Genomic DNA, 12,626 nt, shown 5'->3' with positions numbered 1-12,626 from the left:
TCTATCAGAAGCCATATTTCTCCTTCCGTTGGATGAAGGCGCTTTTACCTCCCTCCAAAATCTCCGCCGCCTTCTGTTGAATCTCGGGAAGATCAATCGCTCCCTGCAGCTCTTCCGGTATCTCGCTATGTCCGTCAACAACCTGAAAAACCCCAATCCACTCTGCATCACCAAACACCGGGATGTTCGCATTGTGGGTAGCGAACAGGAATTGCCGGGCAATCTTTGCCGACCGCAGTTCGGCAACAATTCTATCTGCTATAAATGCATTGTCCAGGTTGTCTTCAGGTTGGTCCATAATGAGAGGATCCAGATTTTCCAAAAGGAGAATGTGTAAGATGGCGGTACACTGCTGCCCGGTGGAAAGCTTATCTAAAGGACGATAGTTCTCCTTTCCCGCGGGTGACACGTTCAACTCGATGGATATTGTATCGGGCAGTTCAAGCTCCTCGATTTCCATTAATTTTGCGAGGGGCAATTTTACGAGGGCCTCGGCAACAGATTGAGTGATTCCCCAGTTGGGCTGCTTTAGCGTACCTACCCCATTGCGAATCATTTCGGCCAGTTTTAGGGGAGAGAAATCTTCTGCCGCCTCAATCCAGGCTAGGCGTTTGAGACCGACCCCCTCAAGTCCGCATGCATTTAGAAATTCCATCAGAGGTCCTCGATCCGCCTCAGGGGAAACGGTTAACCTGAGCTTGCCGGTTAGTCTCCGATTCACCTTTTTCAAGGCTCTCTGTAATTGGGCAGACCTTTGCGCTCGGGCCTCTGATAATTCACTAAGGAAAGCTCTCCTCATTCTAGACAACTCGGTTTTAACTTCGTTATGACTGGCAAGCAGGACCTCTTTCGGTCGAATCCGCTCGATATCTTTAAGTAATGTATGATATTGCATACCGATCTCTGGTCCACTGCGTCCCTCGTAGGAAGGTATCTCTCTAAAGGCCTTCTCGAGGGCCTCCTCTTCGACCCTGATGGAAGCTGCAAGGGTTTCTTGCAATCCAAGTATCTTATCCTTTGATGCAGCGATCTTCTCCTGGGTTTGCTGGACAAACCCTCGAACATCTCTTGTCAGTTCATCGAGAAAAGTCCGCATAGATTGTAAAGCTGATTCATGGGGAAGACCTTTGAGCGTGTTATCACTAAGAAATATTGTATCCGGAAGGTTATTTTCGACCCCGATAAAAGCGGTCTCCAAGTTCTCGATCTCTTCGCTGACACGTCCAGACAGACGTTTTTCACTCTCAAGCAGGGGAATAATCTTCAATTTCTCGTCCAACCGCAGCTTTTTAAACTGTTCCACTTGCTCCTGCAACTTTGGCAAACGAGAGACTTCATCCTCCACTTGCGCCAGATTCTCTTGTTCCTGTAGGATGGCTTTCCGGTTGTCTTTCAACTTCCTAGCGATCTCTTCAAGGCGCTGATCCAACTGCCGGTTGTCAATATCCAAAAACCGGTTGAGAAGTCTAAGCCGCCCCTGAGGGTTCTGAGCAATCTCATAAATCTCGTTCTGTCCGTAAATTTCTATACGGGGCAGCACATCTGCAGGAGAAAACGCCGAGGGATTGCCGAACTCGTCTCTGACCGTGGCGCTTTCCCCATAGCGGCGGGAAATCAAAAAACGTTTGCCATGCATGGCCGACGATCGGATTGTCAGTTCTATACGCCCCTTCTCTTTTCCCAGATTTTCACGGATGATTTCATCATGTTGTTTCTGGGCGTTCTTAGCGAGAGGTCGGAGTTCCAAGGCATAGCGGATACATTCCAGCAGAGTCGATTTACCCGTACCTCTTCCACCAATCACTGCGTTGAGATGCTCGGAGAAATCGATTTCCAGGCCATCCAGATAGCCTCCGGTAGACTTCACCGATTCGATGCGGGAGTAATATTTTTCTGGAACATCAGAGTTCAGTCTTACTCGTGACTCCGGATCCAGAAAGGCCTGCTTGAATGACGCAAAACATGGCCTGGTCATTTTTATAAGGCACGAAGCTTTAGGGTTGCGGAGATCCTCAGGGCGTGCCACGTCCTTGGCATTGATAATGGCAATCGGCCGCTCCCTTCGATAGTCCGGATTTCTATTGAGCAGTATTTGGCGATAGCCGTTTTCCTCTTCATTTTTTAGATCATCCAGAGCTCCCGGTATTTGCGCGGCCTTAAGCAGAGGGTTTCGCCAGACATGTTGAAGCTTTCGAAAAAGTACGCCATTGTCATCGATACAATGGGCGGCATAGGCAATTCCGCCTAACTCATTAACTTTGGAGAACAGATCATTGCCGCCCAGATTCGAAGGCCAAATCCCGGCGGCTGGATTGGTCAACCCTAAGGCTCCCAAATAGCGGGTCAACTGGTCTTTGGATGTTGTCTCGGGAAAAAGGCAGACAAAATGAGCTTTTTCAGTAGAAGCAATTTCAAAACCGGGGAAGACAACGATTCCTTCCTGGGCCATTAATTCACGGATGGCATCGACGGCATCCACATTGCCATGGTCGGCTAATCCAATGATAGAGATTTCTTCTTCACGACATACTCTTAAGAGTTCGCGATTGTACTCATCTTCAGTCATTCCATGAGCATCACCCCGGTAATTGATATACATAGCAGAATTCACCTGAAGGGCACACTTCCAAAAACGGGCTTTAGTATATTTTTCGGCCATTTCGAGCTACCTTCGGCTTCGGTTCCAAGGCTGAACACCCGCATCAACTACTCACCCGGCTGTACATCCTTGCATCTACGGCGAAAACGCCTCGTTCATAGACCAGGAGCGGGTTGAGCTCGATCTGGTCCAACTGGGGATTCGAGGTAGCCACCCGGGCGAGGGCCTTCATGGTCAGCAACAAGGCCTCCTGGTCCAAAGGGGGAAATCCCCGGGCACCCGCCAGCAAGGGATAGCCTTTAATTGAGCGGATCAACTCCCAGAGTTCCTCATCCGCCGCCGGCAGCAGGCAGAACTGTACATCCCGGTAGATCTCGGTGAAGACGCCCCCCAAACCGAACATCAGGGTGGAGCCGTATTGGGGATCGGTCAGGATACCTAAAATAACCTCCATCCCTCCCGGTTTGGCCATGGGCGAGACGGTGACGCCGTCGATGCGAGCCCAGGGAACATGGGTAAGGGCGGTTTTGACCAAGTCTTGACACTCCGAGCGGATCTCGTCCTCGGTGGTGAGATTGAGACGCACTCCGCCCACATCGGTTTTGTGGGGCAGGTCAGGAGACCAGATTTTCAAGGCCACCGGGCTGTCGAACTGTGCCGCCAGGGTTACGGCCTCATCGGCAGTGGTGGCCAAGGGACAGGCGGCCACCGGAATTCCGTGTTTGGCCAAGAGGGCGGCAGCTTCACTCGGCGGAACCAGGCTTAGTTCCTGAATGGCAGAAGGCTCAATCGGTCCCACGGTTGGCATTGGCTCAAAGCGGAAAAACTGATGCAGGGCTCCCAGACCCCGTTCCGGCGTCGGAAAGACGGGAATACCTCGCCGATGTATGAGCGGGACCTCCTGACGTTCCACCTCGGCCCCGCCTAAAAAAATCACCAGTTCCTGAGCGTTTGGGGTAACGATCTGGTGGGCGCCAGGAACCGGATCGCCAAAGATAACTACGAGGTTGTCATATTCCACCCGGGAAGCGTCGATGACCTTGGCATAGAGGCCCGGATCGCTCATGACATCGCCGGTGAGGTCCACGGGATTACCCACGGCACAGTGCGGCGGCACTATCTCCCTGAGCTTCGCCTGGAGGACGGGCGAAGGCGGCGGCAGTTGGAAGCCTAACCTTTCCGCCGCATCAATGGCCAGGATAGCAGCCCCCCCGGAGCTGGTGATATTGAGCAGCCGACGGCCACGGGGTTTGGAAAGATAGGCCAGACCCTTGGCAAAGTCGTATAGCTCTTCAATCGTCTCGGCCCGGTGCACCTTGTACTTGCGGAAGATGGCGTCATAGACTGCGTCTTGACCGGCCAGAGACTTGGTATGGGATTCAGCCGCCAGACGGCCTTGTTTGGTGCGGCCAGCCTTGAGGATGACCACCGGTTTGGTAGCCTCGGCCAAGGCATCCAGAAAATAGACGGGCCGTTTTACTCCTTCGATATACAAGGCAATGACCTTGGTATGGGGATCCTGATTAAAATACTGAATGGCGTCGGCCTCATCGATATCGGCCCGGTTGCCCAGGCTGACGAAGACGCTGACGCCCAGTAGTTCCTGGGAAGCCCAATCCATCAAGGCCGCCCCCACAGTACCGCTCTGGGAGATAAAGGCCATGGCGCCCCTGGTGGTCAACAGCGGCCAGGAAGCGCAGAGGTTATGGTGCGGGTTGTTGATACCCTGGCAGTTGGGGCCAATGACCCGGACGTTATGACGCCTGGCGGCTTGGGCCAACTCCTCCTGAAGTTTTTCCCCCTCCTCCCCGGCTTCGGCAAAACCACCGGTGATGACAATGGCACCTTTGACCCCGGCCTGACCGCACTGTTCTATAGCCCCGGCGACGGCGCGGGCCGGGATGACAATAACGGCCAGGTCCGGGGAGCTGGGTGCGTCGCCGATCTGTTTATAGGCTGCCAGCCCCAGGACCTGGTCGGCCTTGGGATTGATAGGATAGATAGGCCCGGGAAAACCGGCATGAATCAGGTTATAGAGAATATCATGGCCGAGTTTGCCCGCCACCGTAGAGGCGCCGATGACCGCGACACTGCGTGGACAAAAAACAGGTGTTAGGCTGTTGATATTACGCATAACTCCTCCGAATAAAGTTAACAACTGGCAGATTCAGCTTACTACATGGGAAATAGCCACCGCACCGGCTGGATGCCGGTGCCACCGGTATAATTTTCATGGTTTGCGACTGATCTGCATGAAAACAGTGCTTTTAAAGACGGCGGGCGCGGCCCGCCCTATGAGAAAATTGCGAATAAATTATCGATAATGGGATCGAGCGGCCCATGGCCGCCGCTTCTGTTTAACATGGTCGATGAGAAAATATATATGAAAACAGTGGGCGGTGAACAGCAAAAGCATTATTGGGAGCAGCCGCCACGCTTCTGTTTTCATGCTTCGTTGTGTTCGGCAGAACATGTGGACTTGTATGAAAGAAGGTGGTGCAGGCTTTGCAGCCGGCACGCTGATGCACAGGCCAGGAGGCCTATGCCACCAATTATTCTTTCATGCTTCGTTGTGTTCTTGAGAACATGTGAACTTGTATGTAATTACAATTACTTATGAAAAGCTTCATAAGAGTTGCGAGTTTAAAAAGGGGATCATGATATCTGCAACTATTGGATAACCCGGAAATATATTCCCTTTTATTTTAATCTCGGAACTTGAAACTCGAAACTCTAATTACTGAAAATGAACCGGAATACAAGGCAGATGTTACCACAAGCGGTCTCTTCTGACAAAAGAGAAATGCAATATCTCAGTTGCTGGGGACGAATACCAGATTTCCCTCTATGGATAAGTCTGTCGGGGTTGCAGTGCTATGGGGAGGGTGATGAGCGACAATTATAATTACCGGCGGATGCGCATTCCAATCATTTCGGCTAGTGAATACAATCCAAAGCGGCCACCTTGAGGGAAAACGTTGCTGGATATCTTATGACAAAAAAGTGGCTGATTAAGTCAAGGATGAAGTAATTTTTTTCATAGAACCTCCGACGCCGTAAGCTGGCATCGGTTTATCTCTGAGGGGGTCAATTTCAATGGCGATTGGGGGTCAGTTTTCAGTGTAGATCTTCAGCAATGGAAATAAACTGATGGAATTCGGTCCGTCGGCCCCGTTCAAACCCTTCCGCCAAATTGGCCATGACTGATACGGCCGACCGCCTGATCTGATCCCGAAACCCAAAATCCCGAGACAATTCCCCCTTCGTGGCAACCAGGTACACCCCCTTCGCCAGCTCCCGAGCCTTCTGCCAAGCAATCAAATCTTCGAAGCGTTGTATTTTACTCAGTCCTCAGTCCTCGCTACTCGTACCTGGCTTTATCGTCGCAATCCCTTCTAATCAGGCCAAGGGCAGTAACGAGGGCCGAGGACTGAGTGGTGAAGCTTCCTCAACCCTTCTGCTTCTCCACGGACGCCCGGAGACCTCCTAAAATGCGGGAGAGTTCCTCGGTCATGGCATGCAGCCGGGTAAATGTTTCTTGATCAAGATAGCCAATATCAAGGGCGAGATAGAGATGCGACCGTAATTCGGCGCAAGAGGATTTGGCAATGGAAATAAACTGATGGAATTCGGTCCGTCGGCCCCGTTCAAACCCTTCCGCCAAATTGGCCATGACTGATACGGCCGACCGCCTGATCTGATCCCGAAACCCAAAATCCCGAGACAATTCTCCCTTAGTGGCAACCAGGTACACCGCCTTCGCCAGCTCCCGAGCCTTCTGCCAAGCAATCAAATCTTCGAAGCGTTGTATTTTACTCAGTCCTCAGTCCTCGCTACTCGTACCTGGCTTTATCGTCGCAATCCCTTCTAATCAGGTCAATGTTTCTGAGCTTGCTACTCGAAAATGAGTGCAAAGTGAGAGCCAGAAGGTCGCAATCCCTTCTAATCAGGTCAATGTTTCTGAGAGAAGGATTATAATGACTACAAATACGTATGGATAATGTCGCAATCCCTTCTAATCAGGTCAATGTTTCTGAGTGAAAGGAGAAACAAATGGAAAAGTTGGCAACTATTACGTCGCAATCCCTTCTAATCAGGTCAATGTTTCTGAGATTTACGGGCATCAAAAATCTCTTAGTTGGGGATATGAGTCGCAATCCCTTCTAATCAGGTCAATGTTTCTGAGGGAAAATGAAAGTAACGTTAATAGATGATAGCAACTATGTCGCAATCCCTTCTAATCAGGTCAATGTTTCTGAGAATAAAATGAGAAATTGTAAAAGTGCAGAGCCTGATGTCGCAATCCCTTCTAATCAGGTCAATGTTTCTGAGTGTAGCTCTACCACGTCTCCGGCGACCGCTTTAGCGTCGCAATCCCTTCTAATCAGGTCAATGTTTCTGAGTGATCCCGGGCCGGAGCAAAGAACAAAGAAAATGAAAAAACGTCGCAATCCCTTCTAATCAGGTCAATGTTTCTGAGTCTTTTATCTTGATAAAAGAAAGATTCTTGGAGAACAGTCGCAATCCCTTCTAATCAGGTCAATGTTTCTGAGAATTGCTCTCCCTGCGGTAATTTGCGTTGAGGAAAAGTCGCAATCCCTTCTAATCAGGTCAATGTTTCTGAGAACAATGCTCCAGAGTTTACTATCCTGCCTAAGTCGCAATCCCTTCTAATCAGGTCAATGTTTCTGAGAAGGCTCGACCCGGCGGCCATCAGGGAGACTCTTCATAAGGTCGCAATCCCTTCTAATCAGGTCAATGTTTCTGAGCCAACCAGGCGAGTAAAAGGCATAGATGTTTGTGTTTAGTCGCAATCCCTTCTAATCAGGTCAATGTTTCTGAGGGCTGATCAACAGCGTGGCCGAGGCCATGGAGGCGTTGGTCGCAATCCCTTCTAATCAGGTCAATGTTTCTGAGAGCACCCCCTCCAGCGGGCTGGTTTTGTTGGAAAATAAAGGCCAAAAACACGTATCTAGGCCGCATACCCCCCGCCACAGCTTGAGCATCTTGTGAAATATCCAGATTTGCCAATTAATCCGTAGAGTTATCATTTAATGTATCTTTTTTGCCACACTGAATAATTTCAACACCTTAGACGATTTCAGGAAAAACCCCGGAGATGCGTGCAAACGTGCAATTGTGAAAATTGGCTGCGTGATTACACCACGATCACGTCTTCATCATCCCGGACCACACCCCAACCGCTGATTTCGATGTTGTCCGTGCAATGTTGGCAGAGAAAATAATACCGCACGCTGTCATCATCCCAGTCTATGATCTCCTCGATGCCCTTCTTCAATTTTAAATACTGCCGGTCGTCTAGACGGCATTCAAAAACGCTTTTCTGCACCCGGTGGCCGTAATTGCTCAGCATCTTGGCCAAACGCTGGCGGCGGCGGTTGTCGGTAATATCATAGGAGATGGTTATAAACATTAGACCTAAGCTAGTAACAGCATGGGGCAGTTTGGCATTTTTGTCAATACTTTTTTTCGTGAGCCGTTGAACGTGAGCCGTGAGCCGTGAGCCGTTGGACATGAGCCGTGAGCCGTTGGACGTGAGCCGGGAGCCTTTGGGCGTGAGCCGGGAGCCTTTGGGCGTGAGCCGGGAGCCGGGAGCGAAGAATCAGCGGTACGAGAAAGGGAGATAAGCAGAGCCGTCGTTAAGGAAGCGGACCAGGGCGCGCACCTGTTCCAGGCAGATCTGCCGGTAGGTCAGGCGCCGGCCGGATGGCAGGTAGAGGACTTTTTGTTGTAGGCGGGCCTCAAAATGGGTGATAAATTTTTTCATACCGGTATGGACCAGGAGAATGGGGTAGTTCTCCCGGCGGGACTCGGTTTCGGCAAAATCAAAAGCCGCCGGCTCCCGGTCTTCAGGGCGGTAGAAATCGGTGGACCGAATAATCCGTTTGTTGACCACCTGCACCACCACGGCATCCACCAGGACAGGGCGAAATTCCTCCATGAGGTCCAACACTAAAGACGGCCGGCCATATTCCACACTATGCAGGCAGCCCAGGTAGGGATCTAGACCGGCTACATGCACCTGGGTCTGCACCACGTTGGCCAGGAGCGTATACCCCAGACTTAACAGCACGTTCACCGGGTCCTGCGGCGGGCGGCGGTTGCGGCCCGAAAAGGTGATGTCATCCACCCGGAAAAGGTGCTGAAAGCATCCGAAGTAGCTGGCCGCCCCGGCCCCTTCCATGCCCATGAGGCTCTCGATGCTGTCGCAGGCATCCGCTTGGTTGGCCAAGCGGCGGAGCTGATGGATGGTATTGGTCAGGTCGGCCTGATTCAATCCCTGATTCTGACGGCGCAGAAAAATCCGGCAATTATTGAGCTTGCCCTTGACATAGGACCGGGCCAGGGCCAACCGAATGCCGGGATCGTCCAGCTTCTGAAACTGTCGGCGCCGTAGTTCGATATTCTTGCCAAACTCCGAGATAAGACGGCCGCGGTATTTGCCATAGTATGACAGAAAAACCGTATCGATGCCTTCCTGCAACAGAAAGGCGATGGCGCCGGGAGAAAGCTGGACCTGCCCCATGACCACGACCTGCTCCACCTTGAAGGCGTGCACCCAATGGACAAGATTCCCTTTTTTTTCAATGACCAGGCGGTTGCCCTTTTTGGTAAGCGTGGCGCCTTGATCGGTGAGATAAAGTATGGACATGGACGTGAGCCGTAAGCCGTGAGCCGTGAGCCGTGAGCCGTAAGCCGTGAGCCATAAGCCGTGAGCCGTGAGCCGTAAGCCGTAAGCCGTGAGCCGCGGTGACTAATGTTATCCCCTGGCTCTCTTGGCAAGGTGTTTTTTCAGGCCGAAGGTAACTGCCAGGCAGTCATCCAGCAAGGCATTTATTTCAATGAAATCCTTAGGGACGTGAGCCGTGAGCCGTGAGCCGTAAGCCGTGAGCCGTGAGCCGCGGTGACTAATGTTATCCCCTGGCTCTCTTGGCAAGGTGTTTTTTCAGGCCGAAGGTAACTGCCAGGCAGTCATCCAGCAAGGCATTTATTTCAATGAAATCCTTTTCTGTTAGATACCTTAAGCGAAAGGCAATTTCGAGTTGGGTGTCCAATTCATTGAGCGAGCCGATGCAGTTCGAAAGATAGTTATAAAATTGCTGGACAGTGCGGTCCGCCGCGCCTTCCGCGATGTTGGATGGCACAGAGACAGCAGCCCGGCGGATTTGAGCGGTCAGGCCGAATTTCTCTCCGGCAGGGAAGGCCTCTGTAACTCGATAAATATTTTCAACTAACTGCATGGCTTTCCGCCAGGCGTCAAGTTTCCGATGTGGTTTGGAATTTTCTATTATCATCTTTTACGGCTCTCGGCTCTCGGCTCACGGCTCTCGGCTCTCGGCTCACGGCTCCCGGCTCTCGGCTCTCGGCTCACGGCTCCCGGCTCTCGGCTCCCGGCTCACGGCTCCCGGCTCACGGCTCTCGTTCTAGATTTCCAGTATAAAGGCGGTCTTGCCAGCCGAGTCGATCTTACGGCAGAGGGTCCCCAGGGGCGTGTTAACGGTTTCAACCCCCGCGGCCGTGAAGAAATCTGATAATTGCTGTTCGTAGCGGGTCAGCAGAAGCTGGGTTTCCCGGAGTTGTTGGCGGAGTTTGACGTATTCCTGGAGCAGGTGCTGGAATTGCAGCGAGTCCAGGGTAAGGCCGGTGGGGGCGGCAGCGCCGGGCTTGAGGCCGTGGAGGTGGATGATGGGCGTGGGGTAGAGGTTGACGGCCAGGTCAAAGGCGCAGTTGCAGGCCACGGCGGCGGTGATGTCCGGGATGCGGGCGCGGATCTTGGGGCAGCTCATGGGGTGGCCCCGGAGGCGGGATTTCAGGAACAGGGTCGGATCGGCATTGAGGCAGCGCTGAAACAGTTCGTTGACCGCGGCGGGGCCGTTTTCCAAATGGCCGACGGTATGGATCAGGACCAGGGTCTCGTCCTTGGTGAGCATGGAGGTCTGGTTGACCTTATCGGCCAGGGCCTTGAGGACCGGGCATCTGCTCAGGAGATACTGGAACTGAGTGTCCTGGTCCAGATGATAGATCTCCGGAACTCCGGGCAGGGGCGCCGGAGAAGGGGCGGTTTCCCAGGGAGGCTCGGCATCAAGCTTCCCGGCAGCCGCCGCCGGTTCCGGCCCGGAGGCGGGAGCGGCGCCAGCCTGGAGGCGCTGGATAAGGGCGTAGACGGCCCGGCGGGGGGCCTTGGCCACGCTCTGGAGCAGTTCCAACTGGTCCTCCAGGGGCCGGCCGTCAGGGTGCAGGAAGACGGCCCGCCGGCCGGTGCGTTTGTGGAAGCCCAGGGGGAGTTTAATAAGGTTGCCCAAGCCGCCTTTTTTGACCGAGGTCTGTTTGGGGAAGACCTCCACGGTGACTTCCGCCGGCAGAGGTTGTATCCCGGCCAGGAGCAGGTCGCCGCATTTTTTGGCAATCCCGGCCGGGATGGGGGTATCCGGAAAAATCCAGGCGTGCCGGCCCTTGAAGCCGGAATCTTCCAGATACACGGGCAGGTCGTGGGCCGCGGCCAGGTCCACGAGGCGGCAGGCGGCCTGATGGAGGCGGTCCATCAGGGTCTGCCAGGCCCGCTGGCTGGTGATGGCCTTGCGGACGGCGAACTTGGCCAGGTCGAAGTCCAGGGCCAGGAAGTTGACAGTGTTGTCCAGGCGGACGGGATAGACGCCGATGGTGTAGTTGCCCAGGATATGGTTCTCGGCCACCTTGAGGGTGAGGGGCTCCTGTACCGGGGTGTAGCCGGTTTCGCCGGTAGGGCTGGCCCACTGGCGGGCGTAGACGCCTTCCCGACCGGCAAAGAGGGCGGTGAAGGCGACGAGATGGTGACGGCCGGGGAGGAGTTGGGGGCCAGCCTGGAGGCCCTCTTCGGGGAGGGGTTCCTGTTCTCGGCCGTCCAGGTCCCGCAATAAGGCGTTGAAGGACGGGTCCTGAGTAGCAGCGAGGCCCTGCTGAAAGACCTGGCGGGCGCGCTCGGGGTCCCCCTGCTCCCGCAGGAGCTCGCCCCACTGGCGGTAGGCCTCCACGTCCTCGGGCGCCCGTTTCACCCGGTTGGCCCAGACGTGGGCGGCGCGGTCGGCCCGGCCCAGGTCCTGGTAGATGTCGGCCAGGCGGGGATAGAGGGCCGGGTTGTCGGGGTTGTCCCGGAGGGCCAGGTGGAGTTCCTTGACAACTTCATCGATGAGACCCAGCTCCTCGAGGAGATCAGCCCAGACCAGGTGGAGAGCGGGGTCGCGGAGGTCCCGGGTATCCCGGGAGAGGGCCAGGGATTGGGCCTGGTCGGGTCGGCCAGAGGTGAGGGCGGCATTAACCTGTTCCAGCAGGGTATCATTCATGGCGTTGCATTCCTAAGGCCCTGGCGAGGCAATGGGTGATCTGCCGCATCAGGATTTCATCGGCGTCACCGAGGCTGCGGGCTGCCATAGTTTTGTGGAGCGTGATGATTTTGTGGGCTCGGAAAACTGACGAACGTTTGAGGCCGGTAGCGGGGAAAGAGGGATGATCGGTGGTCAAGATATAATCGCTGGGAAGCACAACATCAGGGATGACGGACGAGATAAAAAGAAAGACGGCTTCATCCAGTTTTCGCAAAAGGGAATCAGGGGTCAGGATCAGGGCCGGGCGCAGTTTCTGGGCGGAAAGATCAGTAAAATGGTAGAGCCGATCTCCTGATCGGCATAATGGGTATTTGACCAGAACAATGCTGCCTCGTCGGATCACTCCCGGAGCCATGTAGCCTCCCCCCCGTCGGTGGGGCCGTAGATATCTTCGTCGGCATCGGCCAACCAGTCAAAACTGGAGGATTGCATCGCCAGAGCCATAAGTTCCGCCGATGGAATCTCGTCGGCAAGGATTGCCGATGACCTTAAACCCCGCCGGGCGATGAGGAAGGCGGCGAAGGTTTCCAGTTCGGCTTTTTCCTGGGGGGTTAGTTTATTTAAATAGTCATTGAGGGAGGAGGGCATGGGAGTTCCTCTTATTTAAAGACATAGGGGCGCCGGGAAGGGGGGGGTGGCGGGTA

10 protein-coding genes and 1 CRISPR repeat array are annotated in these 12,626 nt (G+C 54.0%); all 10 genes read right to left on the bottom strand.

Features of this window, described 5'->3' with window-relative positions; genetic code table 11:
- Nucleotides 1-4 precede the first annotated feature (4 nt).
- Nucleotides 5-2,659 (bottom strand): TrlF family AAA-like ATPase, encoded by a 2,655-nt coding sequence (locus DESAC_RS08660; RefSeq protein WP_013706689.1) that lies wholly within the window; start codon nt 2,657-2,659, stop codon nt 5-7.
- 43 nt (nt 2,660-2,702) lie between these two features.
- Nucleotides 2,703-4,733 carry an acetate--CoA ligase family protein gene (locus tag DESAC_RS08655; protein WP_013706688.1) on the bottom strand — a complete coding sequence of 677 codons (2,031 nt, stop codon included), beginning with the start codon at nt 4,731-4,733 and terminating at the stop codon, nt 2,703-2,705.
- Between the two features lie 983 nt (nt 4,734-5,716).
- On the bottom strand, nt 5,717-5,920 hold the full coding sequence (locus DESAC_RS08650) for a four helix bundle protein (RefSeq protein WP_258164912.1): 204 nt from the start codon (nt 5,918-5,920) through the stop codon (nt 5,717-5,719).
- A gap of 127 nt (nt 5,921-6,047) precedes the next feature.
- The gene (locus tag DESAC_RS08645; RefSeq protein ID WP_013706687.1) at nt 6,048-6,392 is read right to left on the bottom strand and encodes a four helix bundle protein; all 345 of its coding nucleotides are present in this window, start codon (nt 6,390-6,392) and stop codon (nt 6,048-6,050) included.
- Nucleotides 6,393-6,453: 61 nt separating this feature from the next.
- Nucleotides 6,454-7,516: a CRISPR direct-repeat array (repeat unit 36 nt; unit sequence GTCGCAATCCCTTCTAATCAGGTCAATGTTTCTGAG).
- Between the two features lie 241 nt (nt 7,517-7,757).
- Nucleotides 7,758-8,033 (bottom strand): CRISPR-associated endonuclease Cas2, encoded by a 276-nt coding sequence (cas2, locus tag DESAC_RS08640; protein ID WP_041284415.1) that lies wholly within the window; start codon nt 8,031-8,033, stop codon nt 7,758-7,760.
- A gap of 189 nt (nt 8,034-8,222) precedes the next feature.
- Entirely contained in the window at nt 8,223-9,272 is a 1,050-nt protein-coding gene (gene cas1 / locus DESAC_RS08635) for a CRISPR-associated endonuclease Cas1 (protein ID WP_013706685.1), read from the bottom strand.
- Nucleotides 9,273-9,534: 262 nt separating this feature from the next.
- Nucleotides 9,535-9,915: a four helix bundle protein gene (locus DESAC_RS08630; RefSeq protein WP_013706684.1), complete on the bottom strand. Its 381-nt coding sequence runs from the start codon at nt 9,913-9,915 to the stop codon at nt 9,535-9,537.
- A gap of 129 nt (nt 9,916-10,044) precedes the next feature.
- Nucleotides 10,045-11,940: a CRISPR-associated primase-polymerase type A1 gene (locus DESAC_RS08625; RefSeq protein ID WP_013706683.1), complete on the bottom strand. Its 1,896-nt coding sequence runs from the start codon at nt 11,938-11,940 to the stop codon at nt 10,045-10,047.
- Nucleotides 11,933-12,337, bottom strand: a complete 405-nt coding sequence (locus DESAC_RS08620) for a type II toxin-antitoxin system PemK/MazF family toxin (RefSeq protein ID WP_013706682.1) — start codon at nt 12,335-12,337, stop codon at nt 11,933-11,935. Before DESAC_RS08620 ends, DESAC_RS08625 begins: the two co-directional genes overlap by 8 nt.
- A complete protein-coding gene (locus DESAC_RS08615) occupies nt 12,322-12,570 on the bottom strand; it encodes a hypothetical protein (protein ID WP_013706681.1) in 249 nt (82 codons plus the stop codon). Before DESAC_RS08615 ends, DESAC_RS08620 begins: the two co-directional genes overlap by 16 nt.
- Nucleotides 12,571-12,626: the final 56 nt, after the last annotated feature.

It is taken from the genome of Desulfobacca acetoxidans DSM 11109, assembly GCF_000195295.1.
GTDB classification, from domain to species: domain Bacteria; phylum Desulfobacterota; class Desulfobaccia; order Desulfobaccales; family Desulfobaccaceae; genus Desulfobacca; species Desulfobacca acetoxidans.
This window is presented reverse-complemented; position numbering and strand designations above follow the sequence as displayed.